Origin of the sequence: Yinghuangia soli (genome assembly GCF_021502675.1) — a bacterium.
Lineage (GTDB): Bacteria > Actinomycetota > Actinomycetes > Streptomycetales > Streptomycetaceae > Yinghuangia > Yinghuangia soli.
In genome coordinates this window covers 15,867-39,767 of sequence record NZ_JAKFHA010000011.1, presented here as the reverse complement: position 1 = coordinate 39,767, position 23,901 = coordinate 15,867, and the positions used below count along the sequence as shown (strand labels likewise).

At 72.0% G+C, this 23,901-nt stretch carries 22 protein-coding genes, 1 pseudogene and 1 riboswitch; of the genes and pseudogenes, 10 read left to right on the top strand and 13 right to left on the bottom strand.

Translation table 11 applies throughout. The annotated features are described in order from the left end of the window. Positions 1–71: 71 nt before the first annotated feature. The 4 genes from groL to thrC all read right to left on the bottom strand — a co-directional run bounded on the left by groL (position 72) and on the right by thrC (position 4,470). Positions 72–1,697, bottom strand: coding sequence for a chaperonin GroEL (gene groL, locus LZ495_RS19610; RefSeq protein ID WP_235053699.1), 1,626 nt, complete (start codon positions 1,695–1,697; stop codon positions 72–74). A gap of 482 nt (positions 1,698–2,179) precedes the next feature. Then, on the bottom strand, positions 2,180–2,383 hold the full coding sequence (locus LZ495_RS19605) for a cold-shock protein (RefSeq protein ID WP_018386095.1): 204 nt from the start codon (positions 2,381–2,383) through the stop codon (positions 2,180–2,182). A gap of 543 nt (positions 2,384–2,926) precedes the next feature. After that, the gene (locus LZ495_RS19600; RefSeq protein WP_235053697.1) at positions 2,927–3,205 is read right to left on the bottom strand and encodes a MoaD/ThiS family protein; all 279 of its coding nucleotides are present in this window, start codon (positions 3,203–3,205) and stop codon (positions 2,927–2,929) included. Then, complete coding sequence (thrC, locus tag LZ495_RS19595) at positions 3,202–4,470, bottom strand: threonine synthase (RefSeq protein ID WP_235053696.1); 1,269 nt, start codon at positions 4,468–4,470, stop codon at positions 3,202–3,204. The genes LZ495_RS19600 and thrC overlap by 4 nt, the downstream gene beginning before the upstream one ends. A 13-nt stretch (positions 4,471–4,483) precedes the next feature. Then, a riboswitch (SAM riboswitch) is annotated at positions 4,484–4,627 on the bottom strand. A gap of 190 nt (positions 4,628–4,817) precedes the next feature. On the opposite strand from thrC, the gene LZ495_RS19590 reads away from it, so the two are divergent. Further along, a complete protein-coding gene (locus LZ495_RS19590) occupies positions 4,818–5,807 on the top strand; it encodes a glucosyl-3-phosphoglycerate synthase (RefSeq protein ID WP_235053694.1) in 990 nt (329 codons plus the stop codon). A 94-nt stretch (positions 5,808–5,901) separates the two neighbouring features. Next, the gene (locus tag LZ495_RS19585) at positions 5,902–7,347 is read left to right on the top strand and encodes an alpha,alpha-trehalose-phosphate synthase (UDP-forming) (RefSeq protein WP_235053692.1); all 1,446 of its coding nucleotides are present in this window, start codon (positions 5,902–5,904) and stop codon (positions 7,345–7,347) included. A 49-nt stretch (positions 7,348–7,396) separates the two neighbouring features. Here LZ495_RS19585 and otsB read toward each other — a convergent pair whose 3' ends face one another. The 3 genes from otsB to LZ495_RS19570 all read right to left on the bottom strand — a co-directional run bounded on the left by otsB (position 7,397) and on the right by LZ495_RS19570 (position 9,772). Further along, positions 7,397–8,230, bottom strand: a complete 834-nt coding sequence (otsB, locus tag LZ495_RS19580) for a trehalose-phosphatase (RefSeq protein WP_235053691.1) — start codon at positions 8,228–8,230, stop codon at positions 7,397–7,399. Positions 8,231–8,598: 368 nt separating this feature from the next. After that, a complete protein-coding gene (locus LZ495_RS19575) occupies positions 8,599–9,267 on the bottom strand; it encodes a LytR C-terminal domain-containing protein (RefSeq protein ID WP_235053688.1) in 669 nt (222 codons plus the stop codon). Between the two features lie 73 nt (positions 9,268–9,340). Further along, complete coding sequence (locus LZ495_RS19570; RefSeq protein WP_235053687.1) at positions 9,341–9,772, bottom strand: DUF3263 domain-containing protein; 432 nt, start codon at positions 9,770–9,772, stop codon at positions 9,341–9,343. A gap of 205 nt (positions 9,773–9,977) precedes the next feature. On the opposite strand from LZ495_RS19570, the gene LZ495_RS19565 reads away from it, so the two are divergent. After that, positions 9,978–10,319 carry a cupin domain-containing protein gene (locus tag LZ495_RS19565; protein WP_235053685.1) on the top strand — a complete coding sequence of 114 codons (342 nt, stop codon included), beginning with the start codon at positions 9,978–9,980 and terminating at the stop codon, positions 10,317–10,319. 112 nt (positions 10,320–10,431) lie between these two features. Here the strand turns inward: LZ495_RS19565 and LZ495_RS19560 are convergent, their stop codons facing one another. The 4 genes from LZ495_RS19560 to LZ495_RS19545 all read right to left on the bottom strand — a co-directional run bounded on the left by LZ495_RS19560 (position 10,432) and on the right by LZ495_RS19545 (position 14,484). Further along, on the bottom strand, positions 10,432–11,244 hold the full coding sequence (locus tag LZ495_RS19560; RefSeq protein ID WP_235053683.1) for a carbohydrate ABC transporter permease: 813 nt from the start codon (positions 11,242–11,244) through the stop codon (positions 10,432–10,434). Between the two features lies 1 nt (position 11,245). Then, positions 11,246–12,130 (bottom strand): carbohydrate ABC transporter permease, encoded by an 885-nt coding sequence (locus LZ495_RS19555; protein WP_235053682.1) that lies wholly within the window; start codon positions 12,128–12,130, stop codon positions 11,246–11,248. A 57-nt stretch (positions 12,131–12,187) separates the two neighbouring features. Continuing rightward, the gene (locus LZ495_RS19550) at positions 12,188–13,453 is read right to left on the bottom strand and encodes an extracellular solute-binding protein (protein ID WP_235053680.1); all 1,266 of its coding nucleotides are present in this window, start codon (positions 13,451–13,453) and stop codon (positions 12,188–12,190) included. Between the two features lie 245 nt (positions 13,454–13,698). After that, complete coding sequence (locus tag LZ495_RS19545) at positions 13,699–14,484, bottom strand: DeoR/GlpR family DNA-binding transcription regulator (protein ID WP_235053678.1); 786 nt, start codon at positions 14,482–14,484, stop codon at positions 13,699–13,701. Between the two features lie 226 nt (positions 14,485–14,710). Here LZ495_RS19545 and LZ495_RS19540 point away from each other — a divergent pair, with 226 nt between their 5' ends. From LZ495_RS19540 to LZ495_RS19520, 5 genes and pseudogenes are all read left to right on the top strand, one after another. Further along, complete coding sequence (locus LZ495_RS19540; RefSeq protein ID WP_235053676.1) at positions 14,711–15,643, top strand: SIS domain-containing protein; 933 nt, start codon at positions 14,711–14,713, stop codon at positions 15,641–15,643. Positions 15,644–15,752: 109 nt separating this feature from the next. Further along, on the top strand, positions 15,753–16,649 hold the full coding sequence (locus tag LZ495_RS19535) for an ROK family protein (RefSeq protein ID WP_235053912.1): 897 nt from the start codon (positions 15,753–15,755) through the stop codon (positions 16,647–16,649). Then, entirely contained in the window at positions 16,646–17,920 is a 1,275-nt protein-coding gene (nagA, locus tag LZ495_RS19530; RefSeq protein ID WP_235053674.1) for an N-acetylglucosamine-6-phosphate deacetylase, read from the top strand. Before LZ495_RS19535 ends, nagA begins: the two co-directional genes overlap by 4 nt. A 66-nt stretch (positions 17,921–17,986) precedes the next feature. Further along, positions 17,987–18,901, top strand: a pseudogene (locus LZ495_RS19525) (1-phosphofructokinase family hexose kinase); the annotation flags it as partial. Positions 18,902–19,076: 175 nt separating this feature from the next. Next, positions 19,077–19,934 (top strand): class II fructose-bisphosphate aldolase, encoded by an 858-nt coding sequence (locus tag LZ495_RS19520; protein WP_235053672.1) that lies wholly within the window; start codon positions 19,077–19,079, stop codon positions 19,932–19,934. Positions 19,935–20,053: 119 nt separating this feature from the next. Here LZ495_RS19520 and LZ495_RS19515 read toward each other — a convergent pair whose 3' ends face one another. Together LZ495_RS19515 and LZ495_RS19510 are read right to left on the bottom strand one after the other, a co-directional pair. After that, positions 20,054–20,359 (bottom strand): putative type II toxin-antitoxin system PemK/MazF family toxin, encoded by a 306-nt coding sequence (locus LZ495_RS19515; protein WP_235053671.1) that lies wholly within the window; start codon positions 20,357–20,359, stop codon positions 20,054–20,056. Continuing rightward, positions 20,356–20,562 carry a hypothetical protein gene (locus LZ495_RS19510; protein WP_235053670.1) on the bottom strand — a complete coding sequence of 69 codons (207 nt, stop codon included), beginning with the start codon at positions 20,560–20,562 and terminating at the stop codon, positions 20,356–20,358. The genes LZ495_RS19515 and LZ495_RS19510 overlap by 4 nt, the downstream gene beginning before the upstream one ends. Before the next feature lie 111 nt (positions 20,563–20,673). On the opposite strand from LZ495_RS19510, the gene LZ495_RS19505 reads away from it, so the two are divergent. Together LZ495_RS19505 and LZ495_RS19500 are read left to right on the top strand one after the other, a co-directional pair. Then, positions 20,674–21,456 carry an HAD family hydrolase gene (locus LZ495_RS19505; protein WP_235053669.1) on the top strand — a complete coding sequence of 261 codons (783 nt, stop codon included), beginning with the start codon at positions 20,674–20,676 and terminating at the stop codon, positions 21,454–21,456. After that, positions 21,453–23,858 carry a glycoside hydrolase family 65 protein gene (locus LZ495_RS19500; protein ID WP_235053668.1) on the top strand — a complete coding sequence of 802 codons (2,406 nt, stop codon included), beginning with the start codon at positions 21,453–21,455 and terminating at the stop codon, positions 23,856–23,858. The genes LZ495_RS19505 and LZ495_RS19500 overlap by 4 nt, the downstream gene beginning before the upstream one ends. Positions 23,859–23,901: the final 43 nt, after the last annotated feature.

Below are 23,901 nucleotides of genomic sequence, written 5' to 3'. Positions count from 1 at the left end.
AGGGTGCCGCCCTGCGGTTCAGCCGTACTGCTGGTGTCAGCGCCGGGACGCCGATCCGGAGGGAGTCCGGATCAGAAGTCCATGCCGCCCATGTCGGGGGCGCCGCCGGCCGGCGCGCCGCCCTTCTCGGGCTTGTCGGCGATGACGGCCTCGGTGGTGAGGAAGAGCGCGGCGATGGAGGCCGCGTTCTGCAGCGCGGAGCGCGTCACCTTGGCCGGGTCGATGATGCCCTCGGCGACCAGGTCGACGTACTCGCCGGTCGCGGCGTTGAGGCCGTGACCCGGGGTCAGGTTGCGCACCTTCTCCACGACGACGCCACCCTCGAGACCGGCGTTGACCGCGATCTGCTTGAGCGGGGCCTCGACGGCGAGCTTGACGATCGCGGCACCGGTGGCCTCGTCGCCCTCGAGCTCGAACTTCTCGAACGCGGCCTGCGAGGCCTGGAGCAGGGCCACGCCGCCACCGGCGACGATGCCCTCTTCCACGGCGGCCTTCGCGTTGCGCACCGCGTCCTCGATGCGGTGCTTGCGCTCCTTGAGCTCGACCTCGGTCGCCGCGCCGGCCTTGATGACCGCAACACCGCCGGCCAGCTTGGCCAGGCGCTCCTGCAGCTTCTCGCGGTCGTAGTCCGAGTCGCTGTTCTCGATCTCGGCGCGGATCTGGTTCACGCGGCCCTGGACCTGGTCCGAGTCGCCGGCACCGTCGACGATGGTCGTCTCGTCCTTGGTGACGACGACCTTGCGGGCGCGGCCGAGCAGCTCGAGACCGGCGGAGTCCAGCTTGAGGCCGACCTCCTCGCTGATGACCTGGCCACCGGTGAGGATGGCGATGTCGCCCAGCATGGCCTTGCGGCGGTCGCCGAAGCCGGGGGCCTTGACGGCGACCGACTTGAAGGTGCCGCGGATCTTGTTGACGACGAGCGTGGCCAGGGCCTCGCCCTCGACGTCCTCGGCGATGATCGCGAGCGGCTTGCCGCCCTGCATGACCTTCTCCAGCAGCGGGAGGAGGTCCTTCACCGAGGCGATCTTGCTGTTGACGATCAGGATGTACGGGTCGTCGAGGACGGCCTCCATACGCTCCGGGTCGGTGGAGAAGTAGGGCGAGATGTAGCCCTTGTCGAAGCGCATGCCCTCGGTGAGCTCGAGCTCGAGGCCGAAGGTGTTGCTCTCCTCGACGGTGATGACGCCTTCCTTGCCGACCTTGTCCATCGCCTCGGCGATCATCTCGCCGATCTGCGGGTCGGCGGCGGAGATGGAGGCCGTCGAAGCGATCTGCTCCTTGGTCTCGACATCCTTCGCCAGGTTCAGCAGCTGCTCGGAGACGGCCTCGACGGCCTTCTCGATGCCGCGCTTGAGGGCCATCGGGTTGGCGCCGGCGGCGACGTTCCGAAGACCCTCACGTACGAGCGCCTGCGCGAGGACGGTCGCGGTCGTCGTGCCGTCACCGGCGACGTCGTCCGTCTTCTTCGCGACCTCCTTGACCAGCTCGGCGCCGATCTTCTCGTACGGGTCCTCGAGCTCGATCTCCTTGGCGATGCTCACACCATCGTTGGTGATGGTGGGGGCGCCCCACTTCTTCTCGAGCACGACGTTGCGGCCCTTGGGGCCGAGCGTGACCTTGACGGCGTCGGCGAGCTGGTTCATCCCGCGCTCGAGGCCGCGACGCGCTTCCTCGTCGAACGCGATGATCTTGGCCATGTGGTGAGGTCCTCCCAGAACGGGGTGGATGCTGAGGACCGGCGCCGACGCCCGCGACGGACGACCCGGCTCCGCGGGGATCCTTCCCCCACGGCCTCCGGACCTCGTCTGCCCGGTCCTTTTGTCACTCTCACATCCAGAGTGCTAACGCCAATGATTAGCACTCGGGTAGGTCGAGTGCAAGCGGACCCCCGGTTCCCGCCCCCCGGAAACGCTCGCGGACCGCCGGCGCGGGCACATGCGCGGGCGCGCGGACACACGCACGCGCGACCCGCGGTACGCGCCCGCACACACGCGCGCGCGTCGCGCGGTACCAGGGAGACGGCCCCGCGGAATCACCGCGACCGTACGCCGGGGCACCGAGGCCCGACCCCCGGACACACCGAGGCCCGGCCTCCCCTTGCGGGGGAAGGCCGGGCCTCGGCGTACGTCTGAAGAAGAGCAGTACTGGAAGAGCCAGTACTGGAAGAGCGTGAACAGGCTCAGCCGGTCACTCGGACCATGTCCGCCTGCGGGCCCTTCTGCCCCTGCGAGATCTCGAACTCGACCCGCTGTCCTTCCTCAAGCGTCCGGTACCCGTCCATCTGGATCGCGCTGTAGTGGACGAAGACGTCCGCACCACCGTCGACCGCGATGAAGCCGTACCCCTTCTCCGCGTTGAACCACTTGACGGTGCCCTGAGCCATTCCTAACTCCCCTGTTACTGGCCCTTTCACGGAAACTGCGCGCCGCAGCTCCGGGTCGTATCGCTACTTCTTGACCGACTGAGTGAAGTCAGCACAGGGCAAGCAGGTTCGCGAGTTGTTGCCGCGCACCAGATCCAGTACGTGGAACCGTCCGACCGCGGCTGAATGTATCCGGATGCATGCCCGACGCAACAGGTCAAACGGACGAGAAATCCGGCGGGAACAAAGCTCTTCTTTCCGGCGAACACCAGGAAAAGCCGTATTTCACTCTATGCTAAATCCGGCAAGTCGGACAAAGCGGATGTGATCCCGGCCACGGGATTGTCGGGCGGTTGCCGCGAAATCTCCGGAAAATGCTGTTGTAGCGACCATGCTTCCAGGGAAAGGCCGGCAGCGTGCCGCATAGGCCGCCGCATAGACCGCCGTTACCCGCAGCGGAACACGCGCTTCCGAATCCACAGGGTCCCCGTACGCCACAGAATGGATCATGAAAAAAGTCCGCCGCATGGTCTTGACCATGCGGCGGACTTGTCGCTCAATACCTCAGCAGCCGCCCGCGACCGCCGGGATGACCGAGACGTTGCCGCCGTCCGGAGTGGCCGTCGCAAGGCCCTCCGCGAAACGCACGTCGTCGTCGTTCACATAGACGTTCACGAATCGGCGCAGCTTGCCGGTGTCGTCCAGCACGCGGGCGGCGATTCCCGGGTAGGACTTCTCCAGCGACTCGATCACCTCGGCCAGCGTGGCGCCGTCGGCCGACACCTCGGCCGCCCCGCCGGTGTAGGTGCGCAGGATCGTCGGGATTCGGACGGAAACGGTCATGCCAGGCCAGCCTCTCGGAAGGACTCAAGGGAGGGACGGATGGTCGCGGTCGCGCCCGTGGTGGCCTCGATCGCGTCCAGGGTCTTCAGGCCGTCCCCGGTGTTGAGGACGACGGTGCTCGCCGCCGGGTCGAGCTGCCCGGTCTCCACCAGCTTCTTCAGGCAGCCGACCGTCACCCCGCCCGCGGTCTCCCCGAAGATGCCCTCGGTGCGGGCGAGCAGCTTGATGGCCTCGACCACGCGCACGTCGTCGACGTCCTCGACCGCGCCGCCGGTGCGCTTGCACACGTCCAGCACGTACGGGCCGTCGGCCGGGTTGCCGATGGCGAGCGACTTGGCGATGGTGTCCGGCTTGACCGGGCGGATCACGTCGTGGCCGGCCTTCCAGGCCGCCGAGACCGGCGAGCAGCCCTCGGCCTGCGCACCGAACACCCGGTACGGGGTGTCCTCGACCAGGCCCAGCTTGATCAGCTCGCGGAAGCCCTTGTCGATCTTGGTGAGCTGCGAGCCGGACGCGATCGGGATCACGATCTGCTCGGGCAGCCGCCAGCCGAGCTGCTCGGCGATCTCGTACGCCAGCGTCTTGGAGCCCTCGCCGTAGTACGGCCGCAGGTTGACGTTGACGAAGCCCCAGCCCTCGCCCGCCGGGTCCCCGATGAGCTCCGAGCAGAAGCGGTTGACCTCGTCGTAGTTGCCCTCGATGGCAACGAGCTCGCCGCCGTACGCCGCCGCCGTGACGACCTTGCCGGCCTCCAGGTCGGAGGGGATGAACACGCACGAGCGCAGGCCCGCGCGGGCCGCCGCGGCACCCACCGCGCCGGCCAGGTTGCCGGTCGAGGAGCAGGACAGCGTGGTGAAGCCGAAGTTCCGGGCCGCCTCGACCGCGATGGCCACCACGCGGTCCTTGAAGGAGTGCGTCGGGTTGCCCGAGTCGTCCTTGACGTAGAGGTTCTTGATGCCCAGCTCGCGGCCCAGGTTGCGGGTCTCGACCAGCTTGGTGAAGCCGGGGTTGAGGTTGGGCTTGCTCGCCACGTCCGCGGGGACCGGCAGGAGCGGCGCGTAACGCCAGATGTTGTTGGGGCCGGCCGCGATCTGCTCGCGGGTCACCGTGCCGAACTCGTACGCCACCTCGAGGGGGCCGAAGCAGAATTCGCAGGCGAACTTGGGGCCGAGCTCGTACCGCTCTCCGCACTCGCGACAGGAAAGCGCGACGGCGGGGCCGAAGGCACCGGGGACCAGAGTCTGGGAAATCGTGGGTGTAGCCATGGCGAGGCCTCTCTCCTCATCTTCCCCGCGGGAGGTCCCCGCAGGCCGGATTTGGCACCAGTCCGGCGGCGGCCCCGCGTGCGACGCACATGGGTGTACCGATCGGATGGTTGCCGGGGCTTCAACGGGCCGTTCCCTCTGCCCCTCTGGATGAGCTCTATGGCGGTGCGATGTGCCGATGGTCACCCCTGGGGGATTCCCTGCGGCCGCTCCGCATTTGTCCGAGCCGACGTGCGATCGTCGTATCTCGTGACCAAGACTGTAACCGAACGGGTAGCCGGTCGATCATCCGCGTCCGACACGCGAGACGATGGGCACACGACTAGCAACGACAGGGGAACGCGACAGTGCTGCCCGAAGTGAGCCACTGGCTGGACCGCCGGTCTTCGACCGCCGCCGACTGGCCGGTGCCGCGGCTCGTGGAGGCCAAGCGGCGCCTCGGGCGCGCCGGCCGGGTCAGCGTGGTCCTGCCCGCGCTCGACGAGGAGGCCACCGTCGGGGCCATCGTGCGGACCGTGCGGACCGAGCTCATGGAGCGGTATCCGCTGGTCGACGAGCTCGTGGTGATCGACTCCGGGTCCGCCGACCGCACCGCCGAAGTGGCCGCCGAGGCGGGCGCCCGGGTCGTGCACCGGGACGACATCCTGCCCCGGCTGCCCGCCCTGCCCGGCAAGGGCGAGGTGCTGTGGCGGTCGCTTCTGGCCACCTCCGGCGACATCGTCTGCTTCATCGACGCGGACCTGCGCGACTTCTCCGCCGACTTCGTCTCGGGCACCGTCGGCCCGCTGCTCACCGACCCGTCCGTGCAGCTGGTCAAGGCGATGTACGACCGGCCGCTGGAGATCGGCGACATCGTCGTGCCGGCCGGCGGCGGGCGCGTGACCGAGCTGGTGGCCCGGCCGCTGCTCAATATGTACTGGCCGGAACTCGCCGGTTTCGTGCAGCCGCTCGGCGGCGAGTACGCGGTCCGCCGGCACCTGCTGGAGCGGCTGCCCTTCCCGTGCGGCTACGGCATCGAGACCGCGATGCTGGTCGACGCACTGCAGCTGGTCGGCCTGGACGCGATGGCCCAGGTGGACGTCGGGGTACGCCGGCACAGCCACCAGGACGAGGCCCGGCTGGGCCGGATGGCCGGCGAGATCTGGCAGGCCGTCCTGGAGCGCCTGCACCGCGACGGCCGGGTGCGCAAGGGCACCGGCACCCTCAACACCGTCTTCGCGCAGTTCGAGCGCGGCGAGGACGGCTTCCAGGTGCGCAGCCACGACGTCGCGGCGCACGAGCGCCCGCCGATGATCACCATCCCGGAGTACCGGCAGCGCACGGCCCTGGCCGGCTGAGCCGCTCCGCGCGCCCGCCGCGCACCCGTCCCCCGGCCGGTCCGCCCACCGCGCCGGGGTTTGTCATACCGGCCGGATGGCTACGGTTGGAACCATGACGTCCCACGTGCCGGCCAGCGTCCTCGTCGCGTCCAACCGGGGTCCGGTGTCCTTCCGGACCGAGGACGACGGCTCGCTCTCGGTCCACCGCGGCGGCGGCGGACTCGTCTCCGGACTCTCCGCGGCAGGCCAGGGCACCGGCGCGGTCTGGGTCTGCGCCGCGCTGTCCGAGGCCGACCGCACCGCCGCCCGCGAAGCGCCCTCCGGCCGCATCGACCTGGCCGGGCACGACACCGGCGACCTCGCGGTGCGCATGCTCGACATCGACCCCGGCACGTTCGCCCGGGCGTACAACGCCATAGCGAACTCCACGCTGTGGTTCGTCCACCACATGCTCTACGACACCGCGACCAAGCCGGTCTTCGACGGCCGGTTCCGCAAGGAATGGGCGTCCTACGAGGCGTACGACGCGGCCTTCGCGGCCGCGCTCGCCGACGAGGCCGCGCCGGGCGCCCAGGTCGTGGTGCAGGACTACCACCTCACGCTCACCCCGCTCATGCTCCGCCGGCTGCGCCCCGACCTGCGGATCGGCCACTTCTCGCACACCCCGTGGGCGCCCGCCGAGTACTTCCGGCTGCTGCCCGACGACATCGCGCGCATGGTGCTGGAGGGCATCCTCGGCGCGGACCACGCCGGGTTCCTGACCCGGCGCTGGGCGGCCGCGTTCCTGGACTGCTGCGAGCAGGTGCTCGGCGCCGAGGTCGACCGGACCGCGATGACCGTGCGGCACGGCGGCCGCACCACCGAGATCGGCGTGCACGGTCTGGGCGCGGACGCCGACTTCCTGCGCGAGCGTGCGTCCCGCCCGGACGTCGAGGCCCGGCTCGCGGCGCTGCGCGAAGCGGTCGGGGACCGCAAGGTGATCGTGCGCGTGGACCGCACCGAACTGTCCAAGAACATCGTGCGCGGGCTGCTCGCATACCGCGATCTGCTGCGCGGCCGACCGGAATGGCACGGCAACGTCGTGCACATCGCGTTCGCCTACCCCTCGCGGCACGACCTGCCCGAATACCGCGAGTACACCGCCGCGGTGCAGCGCATCGCCAAGGAGATCGACGACGAGTTCGGGGACGGCACCTGGCAGCCGCTGATCCTGCACGTCAACGACGACTTCCCGCGGTCGCTGGCGGCCTACCGGCTGGCGGACGTGGCGCTGGTGAACCCGATCCGGGACGGCATGAACCTCGTCGCGAAGGAGATCCCGGTGGTCTCCGAACGCGGCTGCGCGCTGGTGCTGTCGCGTGAGGCGGGCGCGTACGAGGAGTTGGGACCGGACGCGATCGTGGTCAACCCGTTCGACGTCACCGCGACCACCGAGGCGCTGCACGAGGCGCTGTCCATGGACGAGGGCGAACGCCTGGAGCGCACCAAGCGGCTGGCCGCGGCGGCGACCGCGCTGAGCCCGCAGCAGTGGTTCCTGGACCAGCTCGACGCACTCTGAATCCGACGCCGACGCGGAAGCGGATCCGGACCGGCGCCGGTCCGGTGCGTCAGCGGTCCAGGGCGTCCGCGAGCGCGGTCAGGAATTGTGCGACGCCGGGCGGGCCCGGGACGACCACGTCGGCGCGCTCGGCGAGTTCGCGGACCTCGGCGGACGCGCTGCACAGCGTCACGCCGGCCACGCCTTCGCCCCGGAGGTGTTCCACGGCGTCGAATGCGGCCAGGTCGCCGAGGTCGTCGCCGCCGAACAGGACGGCTCCGGCCCCGCGCTCCGCCACGAAGCCGCGCAGCGCTTGGCCCTTGTCCATGCCGGGCGGGCGCAACTCGATGACGTAGCGGCCCGGTTCGTACGCCAGGTGGTGTGCGGCGGCCAGGTCGGCGAGCGGCGTGCGCAGGGCCTCGAACGCGGCCTGCGGGTCGGGGGCGCGGCGCGTGTGCACCGCGACCGCGCTGCCCTTGTCCTCGATCCAGGCGGTCTCCGTGAGGCCGAGTGCGGCGAGGGTGCCGGGCAGTTCGGCGCGTACCGCCGCGACGCCGGGCGGCACGTCGGGCGCGTGGATCTTGCCGGTCGCGGCATCCCAGCGCTCCAGGCCGTAGTGGCCGAGGACGACCAGGTGCCCCAGGCCGGGCACCCCGGCGAACCCGCCGTACTCCACCGCCGCGGCGGCCGGGCGGCCGGTCACGATCACCACGGCGTCGACCCGCGGCGCCAGCCGGGCCAGCGCCGCGACCGCGCCGGGGTCGGCTCTCGCCTCGGTGGGGTCGGCCACGATCGGCGCGAGCGTCCCGTCGAAGTCGAGCGCGACCACCGCGTGTTCCGGGTGGTCCAGCAGTGCGGCGAGTCCGGCTTTCCCGGCGGGCGTGGTCGGCTGCGGCAGGTCCATGCGCTCCACCTAAGCACCCGGACGCAGCCGAAGGCACCTCCCCACACCGCAACGCGCTCCGCGCACTGACAGCAGGTCCGACGAGTCCGGACACGGCCGGGCGCACCCCGACCGCACACCCGCATCCGCCAGGACAGCGGCGGAACCGCGACCGAGCGGCCAGGAGCGGGGCCGTGACGGACGCCGAAGCCGAGGGCCGGGCCGAGACGTGGGCGGCGGGCGGGCGGGCGGGGGGGGAAGGCGGGGGCGGGCGGGGGCCGTGGGCCGGGGCCAACGCGGGGCCGTGGGCCGGGGCCAACGCGGTGAACAGATCGGGAAGGCGGTGGGCCGGGGCCGGGTGCGAGGGCGCGGGTGAGCGGGTCGGTTCGTCAGCGCTTCGGCGGGTCGGTGCCCAGGACCTTGCTGACCAAAGGCGGCTTGGCGGGGTCGTCGACGACGATGACCACCAGGCGGGACTGCGAGATGCCCGGGAAGGTGGGGCGTACGCGCCGGACTTCGGGGAAGGCCGCGGCGAGCTTCTTGGCGGCGGCCTCTTGACCCTTGGGGTGGTACACGGTGGTCGCGGGGACGCGGCCGTGGAAGGCGCCGGTGCCGGTGACGCGCCAGCCGCCGGACTGCAGCCGGCCCGCGAGGGCCTTCGCGGCGGCCGGGGTGCGGCCCTGGTCCAGGACGACGACGTCGCCCGCGGCCGGTTGGGCGACCGGCGCCGGGGCAGCGGCGTCGGCGGGCACCGGGGCGGGGGCGGCCGCGGCGGCCTGCGCGACGCCGGGGACCGGCTCGTCGCGGGCCTCGGCCCGCCCCGCGGGGTGGCCGAAGCCGGCCAGCAGGCCGCCGACCAGGGCGGCGACCGCGAGTACGGCGACCGCGGAGGAGCCTCCCGGGCCGAGGCGTTCGAGCGGACCCAGCGGCGGTTCGGCGTCGGGCTCGGCCACGTGGTCGGGCCGCAGCCACACGCCCCCGTCCCGGCCGAAGCCGGGGAAGGTGTCGGCGGTGTCGGTCAGATCGGCCGGCCGGCGCGGGCGGCGGTGGAGCGGCATCGGCGTACTCTCCGGCGGGGTGCGGAAGGGGCGGGGACGCGGCCCCGGGGCGGCCCCTCCGGCCCGGAGGGCGTCAGGCTCCCGGGCGGCGGACCGCCGAGCGGGCCTGCTGCCGGGCGGCGCGCAGACGGCGCAGGCGCTGCACCAGCATCGGGTCGTGCTCGAGGGCTTCGGGACGGTCGAGCAGCGCGTTGAGCGCCTGGTAGTAGCGGGTCGGCGAGCACCCGAAGCGGTCGCGCACCGCGCGCTCCTTGGCGCCCGCGTGCTTCCACCACTGGCGCTCGAAGTCCAGGATGTCCAGATCGCGCTCGGTCAGCCCGGAGCCGGTCCCCTCGTCGGGGGCGTCCGGGGCGGTCACGGAATCGTCGGGTCCGAAGCCGGGGAACAGTGCCTCGGGGGTCCCGCCCGGCGCCGGTTCGGCGCCCGGCGAAGGGACGACCGCGATCGGGTCGAGGCCGGGTATGCGTGCCGCCGCCCCGTACCTGTGCGTGTCCCGGTCCCTCATCGTCCCGCCCCTCCGTCGCCTTGCGCCGTGCCCGGACCACCCGGCCCGTGCCGTCATTCTGCCCGCCCGCACCGACGCCACCCTGCACCGCCACTGCCCGTCCGGCCGGAAATCCGTGCGATTCACCCGGCTGCCCCGACCGGCGGGGTAGGGTGCCCCGCCCCGGGCGCAGGTCGGGAGCAAACGGGGCACTATGCTCCCGGCCATGTCGTCTTTCGCCGTGCACATTCCCGACGCCGAGCTCGAAGCGGACCCGCTCGACCCGTCCCAGATCGTCTCCGGTTCGCCCGAGGTCACCGGCAAGCTGCTGTGGGAGTCCGAGGACGGCAAGATCCTCCGCGGGCTGTGGCAGATCACCCCGGGCGTGGTGACCGACACCGAGGCGAACGAGATGTTCGTGGTGGTCAGCGGCCGCGCGACGATCGAGATCGAGGGCGGCGCGACCATCGAGGTCGGCCCGGGCGACGCGTGCGTGCTCGAAGAGGGCGCGAAGACCGTCTGGACCGTGCACGAGACGCTGCGCAAGGCGTACGTCATCCAGCTCTGAGCAGCCGGGCCGAGCGAGAACGCAACGAGAACGCAAGGAAGGCCGGGCCGGGTGCGGGGGCACCCGGGCCGGCCTTCCTCGTCTGCGGGCCCCGGGGCGGCCGGGGCGCGGGCTACTTCACCGAGCCGGCGGTGAGGCCGGACACCACGTGCTTCTCGATGAAGGCGAACAGGATCACCACCGGCACGATGGCCACCAGCGAGCCGGCGAACAGGTACTGCCACTGCACTTCGTACTCGCCGAGGAAGCTGTCGATGCCGACCGTCAGCGGCTGCTTCTCGGGGGTGGTGATGAGGGCGAGCGCGACCACGAACTCGTTCCAGGCGGTGATGAACGCGAAGATCACCGCGGTCACGATGCCGGGCATCGCGAGGGGCAGTGTCACGCGGCGCAGGGCGCCGAGCCGCGACGCCCCGTCGATCATCGCGGCCTCCTCCAGCTCGACCGGGATCGAGCTGAAGTAGGCGGTCAGGATCCACACCGCGAACGCCAGGTTGAACGCCGCGTTGACCAGGACCAGCGCCCAGATCTCGTTGAGCATGCCGAAGGTGTGGAACTCCCGGTACAGGCCGACCAGGAGCGCGGTGGGCTGGAACATCTGGGTGGCCAGCACCAGCAGCAGGAACGCGCCGCGGCCGCGGTAGCGGCGCCGGGCGGTGTAGTACGCAGCGGGCAGCGCGACCACCACGACCAGGAGCGTGGACAGTCCGGCGACCATCAGCGAGACCTGGAGGTTGTCGCCGAGCGCGGAGTCCTTCCACACGTTGATGAAGTTGGACCACTCGAAGCGGGACGGCAGGTAGCCGGCGTCGGTGAGTTCGTCGCTGGGCCGCAGCGCGCCGAGGAACATCTGCGCGTACGGCAGCACGAAGATCAGGGCGACCAGCCATGCGGTGCAGGTGATCAGCACCTTCTTGAGCGTCATGTCAGTCCGCCTCCCTGTTCCAGCGGCTCACCCGGAGGTAGACGACGACCAGCACGATGACCAGGCCGAAATTCACCACGGACAGTGCGGCGCTCTCGCCGATGTCGGCGACCTTGAGCTTGTACATGTAGGTCGTGGTGGTGTCGGTCTCGTAGCCCGGCCCGCCGCCGGTCATGGCCCAGATGATCGGGAACGAGTTGAAGACGTTGATGAGGTTGATGACCACCGCGACCAGGACCGCGGGGCGCAGCAGCGGCAGCGTGATGCTCAGGTAGGTGCGCCACGGGGAGGCGCCGTCCATGCGGGCCGCCTCGTACACCTCGCCCGGGATGGTCTGCAGCCCGGCGAGCAGCGTGTAGGTGGTGAACGGGAGCGATACGAAGACGCCGACCGCGATCATCCAGGGGAACGCGGTGGACGGCTCGCCGAGCCAGTCCCTGCCCTCGTCGAGGATGTGCAGGTCGACGAGCAGGGTGTTGATGGCGCCGTAGCCGTGGTGCAGCATCCAGCGGAAGACGATCGCGGTCATGAAGACCGAGGCGGCCCACGGGATGATGAGCGCCCAGCGGGTCACCCGGCGGCCGGGGAAGTGCTGGTTGAACAGCTGGGCGAGGGCCAGCGACAGCACGATGGTGATGCCGACGACGCTGACCACCCACACCGCGGTGTTCCACAGGACTTGGCCGAAATCGGGTTCGTCGAAGAGCCGTTCGTAGTTGTCGGTGCCGTTGTAGCCGCGGACCACGCCGCTGCGCCGAATGCGCAGGAACGAACTGCGCACCATCTCGACGACCGGCCACAGCACGATGAGTGCGATCAGCAGGACGGCGGGGCCTATCCACGGCAGCGGTCCGAGCGAGCGGCGCCGGCCGGAGGTTTTGCGCACGTTCGGGTCCTCCCGGGAAGCCGGGCGGGACGGCGTCCGGCCGTCCCGCCCACCGCGTCACTTCTGCTGCTGGACCGCCGTCTCGGCTTCCTTCTGGAGCTGGTCGAGGACTTCCTTGGGCGTCTTGCCGGAGACCGCCAGGCCCAGCTGCTCCTTGATCTTGGGCGAGAGCACGTCCCACGCGGTGTCGTTCAGCGGGTAGAACTTCGCCTTGGGGAGCAGGTCGATGTACGGCTTGAGCTGGGCGTTCGCCGGGTCGGCGACCATCTTGGCCATGACCGACTTGGTGACCGGCGCGAACGAGTTCTCCTGCTGGAACTTCAGGGAGTTCTCGGTGTTGAAGGCGACGTCCAGGAACGCCTTGATGGCGTCCTTGTTGCCGTTCTTCTTGAACGCCATCATCCAGTCGCAGACGCCGAGGGTCTCGGCCAGCGGCCCGGTCTTGCCGGGGATCGGGGCGGTCCCGAAGTTGAGGTTCGGGTACTTCGCCTTGATCTGGGTGAGCATCGTCGGGTTGCTGTTCACCATGCCGACGCTGCCGCCGTAGAACTCGGTGTAGACGTCCTTGCGGTTCTTGGTGCCCGGGTTCGGCTCGGTCAGGTTGGTCTTGACCAGGTTGTCGTTCACCCAGGTGAGCGCCTCGATGTTGGCCGCGCTGTTGACCGTGTACTTGTCACCGGTCTTGTAGCCGCCGCCGTTGCCGAGCATCCAGTTCATGAACTCGCCCTGCGCCTCCTCCTTGCCGAGCGGCAGGCCGAAGGGGGTCGCGACGCCGGCCGCCTTGAGCTTCTCGGCGTGCGACTTGAGCTCGTCCCAGGTCTTGGGCGGCGCGGTCAGTCCGGCCTTGGCGAACAGGTCCTTGTTGTAGATGAGTTGGCGGGTGCTGGAGGTGAACGGGATGCCGTACTGCTTGCCCTTGACGGTCGCGGCGGGCAGGAACGACTCGATGAAGTCGGCGCGCGTGGCGTCCGACATGACCTCCTCGACCGGGTAGAGCAGGTCGTCGGCGACCTTGTCGGCATAGCCGCCGGTCTGCAGGATGTCCGGGAGCTGGTCGTTCTGGACCATGGTCGCGACCTGGGAGTCGATGTCGTCCCAGTTGATGACCTGGAGGTCGACCTTGATGCCGGGATTGACGGCGTTGAAGTTCGCGATCACGCCGTCCCAGTACTTCTTGGTGCTGCCGTCGCCGCTGCCGTAGTCCGCGACGACGAGCTTGATGGACTTGTTGTCCCCGCCGCTGTCGTCGTCGCCGCCGCACGCGGTCAGGGTCATCGCTGTCGCGAGGCCGATCGCCACTGCTGCCGTCAGGTGCCGTTTCACGCCGAAACCACCTTTTCGCCCGAGGTGTTCGCTTCCGACTCCGGCCCATGCGGAGCCTCGTGCTGTGCCATGCGCATTTCTGCGCGCAAAACGCGAGCTGTGCAAACTTTCAAGCAGTGACGAGCATCTTGGGGCCGCTCCAGGGAAGCAGTCAACACCCCAGCGCCCAAAAGGTCTACACCAATTGGCACATGGGGTGGCACGGGGGTCGGCAAACCGCCCGGAGGGGTGCCCGGTGGCACGTGTCAGACGCGGACGACCCGCACGCCTGCCTCGGTGAAACGGGCGACCACCGCATCGGGCGCGGCGGCGTCGGTGACGAGGGTGTCGATCGCGTCCACCGGGCAGATGCGGGCGAACGCGCGGCGGCCCAGCTTGGACGAGTCGGCGGCCACGATGACCCGGTCGGCACCGGCGGCCATCAGCTGGTTGATGCTGGCCTCGCCCTCGTGATGCGCGCTGGCGCCGTGCTCGACATCGACCGCGTCCACGCCCAGCATCGCCACGTCCAGGGCCACTTCGCGCAGGATGCCGGTGGCCAGCGGGCCGATCAGCTCGTACGACTGCGGGCGGGCCACACCGCCGGTCACCACGATCTTGACGTGCCGGCGCACCGCCAACTCGCCCGCGATGTTGAGCGCATTGGTGACCACGGTCAGCGAGGTGGCGTCGCCGTCGGCGTGCAGATCCGCGCGCGTCACCAGCGCACGGGCCACCTCGGTCATGGTGGTGCCGCCGTTGAGGCCCACGGTCTGGCCGGGCTGCACGAGCGCGGCCGCGGCCACCGCGATGCGCTGCTTCTCGGAGGCCCGGCGCGCGGTCTTGTAGCGCAGCGGCAGGTCGTACGACACCGAGTGGGCCACTGCGCCGCCGCGCGTGCGGGTCAGCATCTGCTGCTGCGCGAGCTGGTCCAGGTCGCGCCGGATCGTGGCGGCCGACACGTCGAGCGCCTCGGCGGCCTCCTCGACCTCCAGGCGGCCCTCCCGGGCGAGCAGCTCCAGGAGCGCACCCCAGCGCTCATACCTGCTCATGCGGGTCCCTCGCTCCGCTCGGCACCGCACTCGCCCACGTGGACCTCCCAGTCGTCGGGCCCTCATCCTGCCGGGCCGCCGGTCGGATCTTCACAGCGGGCCCGCGGTCCGGCACGCTGCGTGCAGACCACTGTATGGCGTTCTTGCAATTTTATGCTTTCAACTGCTATTCAATGAGCACATTCGAGCAAGTCAGCCCCATCCGGCCGCTATGGAAGGCACCGCCATGACGCCGATGCACGGCCCGGACCGCCCCCCGGTGGGCGCGGGGCACACGCTCGCCGAGATCGCCTCCCAGCCGGAGCTGTGGGCCCGTGCCGCCGCCGACGCGGGCGACAAGGACCGCCCGGTGGCCGGGCTGCCGGCACCGGGCGAACGCGTCGCGGTGGTCGGCTGCGGCACGTCGTGGTTCGTCGCGCAGGCCTACGCCGTGCTGCGCGAGCAGGCCGGCCAGGGCTGGACCGACGCCTTCGCGGCCTCCGAGTTCCCGTCCGCGCGCGCGTACGACCGCGTGGTCGCCCTCACCCGCTCCGGCACCACCACCGAGGTCATCGACCTGCTCGCCCGGCTGCGCGGCAGCGTCCCGACCACGGTGCTGACCGGTTCCCCCGGCACTCCGGTCGTCGATGCCGCGGACACCGCGGTGATGCTCGACCACGCCGACGAGGTCTCCGTCGTGCAGACCCGCTTCGCGACCACCGCGCTCGCGCTGCTGCGCGCGCATCTGGGCGAGGACCTGACCGGCGCGATCCGCGACGCCGCCGCCGCGGTCGCCGCACCGCTGCCCGAAGCCCTGCTCGCCGCCGAGCAGTTCACCTTCCTCGGCACCGGATGGACGGTCGGCCTGGCGGCCGAGGCCGCGCTCAAGATGCGCGAGGCCGCGAACGCGTGGACGGAGAGCTACCCGGCGATGGAGTATCGGCACGGGCCCATCAGCATCGCCGCCCCCGGCCGGGTCACCTGGGTCTTCGGCGCCGTCCCCGAAGGCCTCGCCGGCGACCTGGCCCGGACCGGCGGCCTCCTGGTGGCGAGCCCCGCCGACCCGATGGCGGAACTCGTCCGCGCGCAGCGGCTCGCCGCGGCGCTCGCGTACGCCCGAGGCCTCGACCCCGACCAGCCGCGCCATCTGACGCGCTCGGTCGTCCTGACCCAGGAGTGACAACGTGAACCGGCAAGGCGAGCACCACGACGGCGGCGGCGCGGCGGCACCGCGGCCCGGGCCCGGCGGCGCGGACGACAGCGCGGGCGGCTGCGTCATCGCGCTCGACGTGGGCGGCACCATCATCAAGGGCGGACTGGTCGCCCCGGGCGGGACGTTCCTGCACACCGAGCGCCGGGCCACCGGCCGCGAAGGCGGCCCGGAAGCGGTCACCGAGCGCATCGTCGGTTTCGCCGACGACCTGCGGCGCACCGCCGTCGAGCTGGGCCTCACGCCGCGCGCGGCCGGGGTCGTGGTGCCGGGCATCGTGGACGCCGAGGGCGGAGTCGCGGTGTGGTCGGCCAACCTGCGCTGGCGCGACCTGCCGCTGCGCCGCCTGGTGTCGGAACGCATCGGGCTGCCCGTCGCGTTCGACCACGACGTGCGCGCCGGAGGCCTGGCCGAGGGCCGCATGGGCGCGGCCAAGGACTGTGCGAACTTCCTTTTCCTGCCGCTGGGCACCGGTGTCGCGGGCGCGTTTGTGATGGACGGCAAGCCGTACGCCGGGGCGCAGGGCCGGGCCGGCGAGATCGGGCACATCGTGGTCCGCCCCGGCGGCGCACCTTGCGGCTGCGGGGCGCGCGGCTGCCTGGAGGCCGAGATGTCCGGGCCCGCGGTGGCCCGCCGGTACGCCGAGGCGGTGCCGGGTGCGCACGCCACGGCCGCCGAGGTCGTGGCCCGGGTCGGAGCCGGCGATCCGGTCGCCGCGGCCGTGTGGCACGACGCGATCGAGGTGCTCGCCGACGGCCTGCTCATCGCCCTCGCGTTGTTCGACACCCAGCTGATCGTCATCGGCGGCGGCCTGTCGCGGGCCGGCGAGACGCTGATCGGCCCGCTGCGCGAGCAGCTCGCGGAGCGCGCCACGGTGCAGTTCGTGCCCCGCATCGAGTCCGCCGCGCTCGGCGACGACGCGGGCTGCCACGGTGCCGCGCTGCTGGCCTGGGATGCGCTGGAAGCCGCCCGGTGACCGGCCCGGGCCGGCGTACCCGGCTCACCGGTGCCCGCGTGGTACTGCCGCACGCGGTGCTCGGGGACGGCGAAGTCGCCTTCGCGGACGGCCTCATCACGTCCGTCGGCGTGGCCGGGACCGCGACGGGCTCGGCAGGATCAGCAGGCTCGGCGGGATCGGCAGGCTCCGCGGATGCGGCGGCCGGGGAGACCGTGCTGGACCTGGGCGGGCAGTGGCTGGTGCCCGGGTTCGTCGACATGCACGTGCACGGCGGCGGCGGCGCCTCGTACATGTCCGGGGACCCGGAGCAGGCGCTGCGCGCCGCGGCGTTCCACCGCACGCACGGCACCACCACCACGATGGCCTCGCTGGTCACCGCGCCGCACGATGAACTGCTGCGCGCCGTCTCGGCGCTGTCCGGGCTGGTGCAGGACGGCGAGTTGGCCGGACTGCACCTGGAAGGCCCGTACCTGAGCCGTGCCCGGTGCGGCGCACACGACCCCGACATGCTGCGCGACCCGGACCGCGACGAGCTGGCCGCGCTCCTCAAGGCCGGGCGCGGGACCGTGCGGATGCTCACGCTGGCGCCCGAACTCCCGGGCGGCGTCGAGATGGTGCGGCAGCTGGTCGATGCGGGCGTGCTCGCCGCGGTCGGCCACACCGACGGCACGCACCGCGAGACGCAGGCGGCGCTGGCCGCGGGCGCGAGCGTGGCCACCCACCTGTTCAACGCGATGCGCAGCGTGCACCACCGCGAACCCGGCCCGGTGACCGCGCTCCTGCAGGACAGCGACGTCGTGGTGGAGCTCATCAACGACGGCGTGCACCTGCACCCCGGCATCGTGAACCTGGCCTTCCAGGCAGCCGGTTCGGCGCGCGTCGCGTTCATCACGGATGCGATGAGCGCAGCCGGGATGCCGGACGGCACCTATCCGCTCGGCCCGATGACCGCGCGCGTGGAGGGCGGCATCGCCCGGTTGGTCGACGGCGATTCGATCGCGGGCAGCACGCTGACCCTGGACCGGGCGCTGCGCACCGCGGTGCGCGAGAACCACCTGCCGGTCACCGACGCGGTACGGGCGCTGACCTCGACCCCGGCGCGGGCGCTCGGCGTCGCGGACCGGGTCGGCTCGATCGAACCGGGCAAGCAGGCCGACCTGGTGGTGCTGGACGCCGATCTGCGGGTCGCGCACGTGCTGTGGCGCGGGCAGTGGGTGGGCTCCGCGCCACGAACGACACCGGGCGCGGCGCCGGGCACGGCGTCCGGCACGGCACCGGGGACGCGGTGATCCGGTGAACGGCAGCGCTGCGACCGGCATATCCGGGGCCGTCCCCGGTTCGCCCCTGGCGTCGCCATGATCCTCGCGGTCACTCCCAACCCCGCCCTCGACGTCACCTACCACCTGGCCGAAGTCGTCTGGGACGGCAGCAACCGGGTCGGCCGGGTGGCGGCGCGGGCGGGCGGCAAGGGCGTGAACGTCGCCCGCGTGCTCGCCGCGCTGGGGCAGCCCGCCGCGGTCCTCGGCCCGCTGGGCGGCCGTACCGGCGACACGGTCCGCGAGGACCTGGCCGCCGCCGGGCTGCGGGACGCGACGTTCGCGGTGTGCGGCGAGACGCGGCGCACGGTCACCGTCGTGGACAAGGCATCCGGCGAGACCACGGTCTTCAACGAGGCGGGGCCCGAACTGACCGGCGCCGACTGGGCGCACCTGCTCGACGCGTACGACGCGCTGCTGCCCGGGGCCCGCGCGGTCGCGCTGTGCGGCAGCCTGCCGCCGGGTTTTCCGGTCACCGCGTACGCCGAGTTGGTCCGGCGGGCGCGCGAGGCGGGCCGGCCGGTGCTGCTGGACGCGTCGGGGGCAGCGTTCCGCGAAGGTCTCGCGGCGGGTCCCGACCTGGTCAAGCCGAACGCCGACGAACTGCGCGAGGCCACCGGCGAAGCCGACCCCGCGCAGGCCGTGGCCGCGCTCGCGGCCCGGCTGCAGGCCGCGGGCGGCGACGCGGTGGTCGCCTCGCTGGGGGCGCAGGGGCTGCTGGCCGCGACCCGGGCCGGCTGGTGGCGGGCCCGGCTGCCGTACGCGATCCGCGGGAACCCGACCGGTGCGGGCGATGCGGGCGTCGCGGCGCTGCTCGCCGGGCCGGATTCCGGCCGGGCCTGGCCGGACCGGCTGGCCGAGGCGGTCGCGTGGTCGGCGTCCGCGGTGGCCGCCCCGGAGGCGGGCAGTGTCGACCGCACCACCTATGTGACGGCCCGCGCCCACGTCATCGTGGGCGGCGTCGAACCGCCTTGCGCCGCGGGCGGCGAAGGGGCTCCGGCGCGGAGCGTGCCGCTGCCGGCCCTCGCGGCCGACGCCCGCAAGGGCTCGGGGACGCCGGACGCTGCGCCCGTACCTGCCTCGCCCATCGCACCGACCCCGCCGACCCCGTCGACCGCAAAGGACCGCCATGCCCCTCATCGGCACGGGTGACATCGTCGCGTCGGCCCGGGACGCGTCCCGCGGCGCGGGCGCCTTCAACGTCATCACTCTGGAGCACGCCGAGGCGATAGCCGCCGGTGCGGAGGCCGCGGGGCTGCCGGTGATCCTGGCGGTGAGCGAGAACGCGGTGCGGTTCCACGGCGGCCGCCTGGGGCCGCTCGCCGCGGCGTGCGCGGCGGTGGCCGAGGCCGCGGCGGTGCCCGTGGGGCTGCATCTGGACCACGTGGTCTCGACGGAACTGCTGCGTGCGGTCGAGGGGACCGCGGTGAGTTCGGTGATGTTCGACGCGTCGAGGCTGCCGTACGCCGAGAACATCGCGGCCACCCGGGCAGCGGCCGAATGGGCGCACGCCCGCGGGCTGTGGCTGGAGGCGGAGCTCGGCCAGGTCGGCGGGAAGGCAGGCGAACCGGCGCTCGACGCGCATGCGCCCGGCGCGCGCACCCGTCCGGACGAGGCTGCGGTCTACGCGGCAGCGACCGGCGTGGACGCGCTCGCGGTCGCGGTGGGCAGCAGCCACGCGATGACGACACGGACGGCCGCCCTCGACCACGAGCTGATCGCGCAGTTGCGGGACGCCGTGCCGGTGCCGCTCGTGCTGCACGGCTCGTCGGGGGTGCCGGACGAGGAACTGCGGGCCGCGACCGGGCACGGCATGACGAAGATCAACATCGGGACCGCGCTCAACATCGCCTTCAGCGGCGCCCTGCGCGAGCACTACGCGGCGCACCCCGGCCAGGTCGACCCGCGCCCGGGACTCGTGAAAGCCCGCGACGCGATGAGCGAGACGGTCCGGCACCTGCTGACGGTGGTGGCGGGGAAGCACTGAGCGGCACCGGGACGCACAGCCTGTGGACAACGCCCGGCAGCACCGCACGCACCGACGTCATGATCCCTGTACAGGGGGACCTGACATCCGGTCCGACAATCACATCGCCAGGGCGGCGGTCACAGCTCCAAGATGGCCCGCAGGGCGATCTCCACCCGCTCCATCGTGTCCGTGTCCACGCGCCCCAGCAGCTTGCCGTGGTCGAACCTCGCCTGCCGGAAGCCCGCCACGTCCGGTACGCCGACGACGCCCTGCACAGGCTCCGTCAGCGGCACCGTCACCAGCGACTCCGGGAACGCGCCCGGTTCGTGCACCACCACGCACAGCGCCTGCCCGTACAGCGCGGTCACCTCGTCCGCGCCGACCACGAGCACGGTCCGCTCGCGGCCCACGGTCGGGATGCGCCACACCTGTCCGCGCCTCATCGCAGGTCCGTCTCGGCCGCATGCAGCACGTCGTCCGGCGGGGGCGGCGGATGGCCGGCGTCGGCCACTTCCCGCATGGCGTCCATGAGCAGCGCCGAGCGCAGGGCCTTGACCACATACGCACTCAGATCACCGCCCGCCGCCTCGCCGACCGCGGCCACGAGTTCGCCCGGAAGCGACAGCGTGACCTCCACGTCCGCCATTGCCGACCATCCCCTTCCCCGAGGCAGGGGTCCAACGTAGCGGGTATCCGGCAGGCGCCGAGATGATCGCGAATGCGGATGATCCCCCGCAGCCCGGGTATCAGTGCGGCCATGTTGGGACTCCCGGATGCGATCCGCGCCTTCCTGTTCGACCTCGACGGCGTGCTGACCCAGACCGCCAAGGTCCACGCGGCGGCCTGGAAGGCGATGTTCGACGGCTTCCTGCGCGCCGAGGCGGAGCGCGGCGGTACGCCGTTCGTGCCGTTCGACGCCGGCCCGGACTACGACCGCTACGTGGACGGCAGACCCCGCCTGGACGGCACCCGCGGGTTCCTCGCCTCGCGCGGCATCACGCTGCCCGAGGGCGAGCCGGACGACCCGCCGGGCACCCGGACCGTGCAGGGCCTCAGCAATCTCAAGAACGACACCGTGCTGCGGATGATCCGCGAGCAGGGCGTCGAGGCCTACCCGGGATCGCTGGCGTACGTCCGCGAGCTGAGCGCCCGGGGCGTGCCGCGCGCGGTGGTCTCGTCCAGCGCCAACTGCCGCGACGTGCTGCACGCGGCCGGGTACGACGGCCTCTTCGAGGTCATCGTGGACGGCCTGGTGGCCGCCGAGGAGCACCTGCCTGGCAAGCCCGCCCCGGACACCTTCCTGGCCGCTGCCCGCAAGCTCGGCTTCCCGCCGGAGCACGCCGCGGTCTTCGAGGACGCCCTGGCCGGGGTCGCCTCCGGGCACGCGGGCGGCTTCGGCACCGTCATCGGCGTCGACCGGGTGGGCCAAGCGGACGCGCTGCGCGAGCACGGCGCCGACCTCGTGGTCACCGACCTCGCCGACCTCATGAACGGAACGCACGCCGCGGACGGCGAGCGCACGGAAGGAGGTACCGCGTGACCGCGCACGACGCCTTCACCATCGAGCCCTGGGGCCTGTGCGAGCAGTCCCTCGACCTGGACGTGCTGGCCCGCGCCGAGTCGGTCTTCGCGCTGTCCAACGGGCATGTGGGCATGCGGGCCAACCTCGACGAGGGCGAGCCGCACGGCCTGCCCGGCACGTACCTCAACGGCGTGTTCGAGCTGCGCCCGCTGCCCTACGCGGAGGCCGCGTACGGCCAGCCGGAGTCCGGGCAGAGCGTCATCAACGTGACCAACGGCAAGATCATCCGGCTGCTTGTCGACGACGAGCCGTTCGACCTGCGCTACGGCGACCTGCACGAGCACCAGCGCCGCCTCGACTTCCGCGACGGCCTGCTCAAGCGCAGCGCGCTGTGGACCTCGCCGGCCGGCCGCACCGTGCGCGTGACGTCCACGCGGCTGGTCTCGCTGACCCAGCGCGCGGTCGCGGCGGTCTCGTACGAGGTCGAGCCGGTGGACGGCCCGGCCCGTATCGTCCTGCAGTCCGAGCTGGTGGCCAACGAGCAGCTGCCGTCCGCGAACGGCGACCCGCGCGCCTCGGCGGTGCTGGAGGCCCCGCTGGTCGCCGAGCACCACGCGCACAACGGCGCCAAGGCCGTGCTCGTGCACCAGACGCGGTTCAGCAACCTGCGGGTGGCCGCGACCATGGACCACATCGTCGAGTGCGACAGCCCGTTCCAGGGCGAGACCGAGACCGAGCCCGACCACGCCCGCTACAGCGTCACCACGGTCCTGAAGAAGGGCCAGAAGCTGCGGCTGGTCAAGTTCATCGCGTACGGCTGGTCCGCGGCCCGCTCGCTGCCCGCGGTGCGCGACCAGGTCGCCGCCGCGCTGACCGCCGCCCGGTTCACCGGCTGGGACGGGCTGGTGGAGGAGCAGCGCCAGTACCTCCAGGAGTTCTGGGCGCGCTCCGACATCGAGGTGGACGGCGACGTCGAGCTGCAGCAGGCGGTCCGCTTCGCGCTGTTCCACGTGCTCCAGGCCGGCGCGCGGACCGAGGAGCGGGCCATTCCCGCCAAGGGCCTGACCGGCCCCGGGTACGACGGGCACTGCTTCTGGGACACCGAGACGTTCGTGCTGCCCGTGCTGACGTACTGCCTGCCGGACGCGGTCGCCCAGGCCCTGCGCTGGCGCTACACCACGCTGCCGATGGCCCGCGAGCGCGCCGCGCAACTCGGTCTGGCCGGGGCGGTGTTCCCGTGGCGGACCATCCGCGGCGAGGAATGCTCGGGCTACTGGCCGGCCGGCACCGCCGCGTTCCACATCGGCGCGGACATCGCCCGGGCCGTCGAGCGCTATGTGCGGGCCACCGGCGATGCGGGCTTCGAACGCGACTTCGGCATGGAGATCCTGGTCGAGACCGCGCGCATGTGGCGCTCGCTCGGCCACCACGACGCCGAAGGCAGGTTCCGCATCGACGGGGTCACCGGCCCCGACGAGTACAGCTCGATCGCGGACAACAACGTCTACACCAACCTCATGGCCCAGGCGAACCTGCGCGCGGCCGCCGACGCCGCCACCCGGCACCTGCACGAGGCGGCGGCGCTGGGCGTGAACACCGAGGAGATGGCGCAGTGGCGCGACGCCGCCGCGGCCATGTACATCCCGTACGACGAGAAGCTGGGCGTGCACCCGCAGGCCGACGGCTTCACCAACCACGAGATGTGGGACTTCGAGAACACCCCGGCGGAGAAGTACCCGCTGCTGCTGCACTTCCCCTACTACGACCTGTACCGCAAGCAAGTGGTCAAGCAGGCCGACCTGGTGCTGGCCATGCAGGTCCGCGGGGACGCCTTCACCGCCGAGCAGAAGTCGCGCAACTTCGCCTACTACGAGCGGCTCACGGTCCGCGACTCGTCGCTGTCCGCGTGCACGCAGGCGGTCATCGCGGCCGAGGTGGGGCATCTGGACCTGGCGTACGACTACCTCGCCGAAGCCGCCCTGATGGACCTGCACGACCTGGGCGGCAACACCCGCGACGGCCTGCACATGGCCTCGCTCGCGGGCGCCTGCATCTCCCTGGTCGCGGGTTTCGGCGGGCTGCGGGACCACGACGAGCACTTGGTCTTCCGGCCGCGCCTGCCGTCCGGCCTGTCCCGGGTGGCCTTCGCGATGCGGCTGCGCGGCAACCTGGTGCTGCATGTCGCGATCACCCGCGCCGAGGCGACGTACACGCTGCGCGAGGGCGAAGCGATCAAACTCGTGCACGACGAAGAAGAACTGGTCGTCACCGCGGACAAGCCGGTCAGCCGGCCCATTCCGCGGCCGGTCCCGCTGGAGCGCCTGCACCAGCCGCCAGGCCGCGAACCGGCCCGCCGGCATGCGCAGTCCGGGCCCACCGTCGCCTCGGTGGACCCCACCGGAATGCACGAAGGCGAATGACCCGCGGCGGTCGGCGACAACGGCCTCCCGGCCCCTCGCCGAC

Bases quoted from the DNA above. Each gene is read 5' to 3' on its own strand.
- groL (WP_235053699.1), bottom strand. From the start codon at position 1,697: ATGGCCAAGATCATCGCGTTCGACGAGGAAGCGCGTCGCGGCCTCGAG.
- LZ495_RS19605 (WP_018386095.1), bottom strand. From the start codon at position 2,383: ATGGCTCAGGGCACCGTCAAGTGGTTCAACGCGGAGAAGGGGTACGGC.
- LZ495_RS19600 (WP_235053697.1), bottom strand. From the start codon at position 3,205: ATGACCGTTTCCGTCCGAATCCCGACGATCCTGCGCACCTACACCGGC.
- thrC (WP_235053696.1), bottom strand. From the start codon at position 4,470: ATGGCTACACCCACGATTTCCCAGACTCTGGTCCCCGGTGCCTTCGGC.
- LZ495_RS19585 (WP_235053692.1), top strand. From the start codon at position 5,902: ATGACGTCCCACGTGCCGGCCAGCGTCCTCGTCGCGTCCAACCGGGGT.
- otsB (WP_235053691.1), bottom strand. From the start codon at position 8,230: ATGGACCTGCCGCAGCCGACCACGCCCGCCGGGAAAGCCGGACTCGCC.
- LZ495_RS19575 (WP_235053688.1), bottom strand. From the start codon at position 9,267: ATGCCGCTCCACCGCCGCCCGCGCCGGCCGGCCGATCTGACCGACACC.
- LZ495_RS19570 (WP_235053687.1), bottom strand. From the start codon at position 9,772: ATGAGGGACCGGGACACGCACAGGTACGGGGCGGCGGCACGCATACCC.
- LZ495_RS19565 (WP_235053685.1), top strand. From the start codon at position 9,978: ATGTCGTCTTTCGCCGTGCACATTCCCGACGCCGAGCTCGAAGCGGAC.
- LZ495_RS19560 (WP_235053683.1), bottom strand. From the start codon at position 11,244: ATGACGCTCAAGAAGGTGCTGATCACCTGCACCGCATGGCTGGTCGCC.
- LZ495_RS19545 (WP_235053678.1), bottom strand. From the start codon at position 14,484: ATGAGCAGGTATGAGCGCTGGGGTGCGCTCCTGGAGCTGCTCGCCCGG.
- LZ495_RS19540 (WP_235053676.1), top strand. From the start codon at position 14,711: ATGACGCCGATGCACGGCCCGGACCGCCCCCCGGTGGGCGCGGGGCAC.
- LZ495_RS19520 (WP_235053672.1), top strand. From the start codon at position 19,077: ATGCCCCTCATCGGCACGGGTGACATCGTCGCGTCGGCCCGGGACGCG.
- LZ495_RS19515 (WP_235053671.1), bottom strand. From the start codon at position 20,359: ATGAGGCGCGGACAGGTGTGGCGCATCCCGACCGTGGGCCGCGAGCGG.
- LZ495_RS19510 (WP_235053670.1), bottom strand. From the start codon at position 20,562: ATGGCGGACGTGGAGGTCACGCTGTCGCTTCCGGGCGAACTCGTGGCC.
- LZ495_RS19505 (WP_235053669.1), top strand. From the start codon at position 20,674: ATGTTGGGACTCCCGGATGCGATCCGCGCCTTCCTGTTCGACCTCGAC.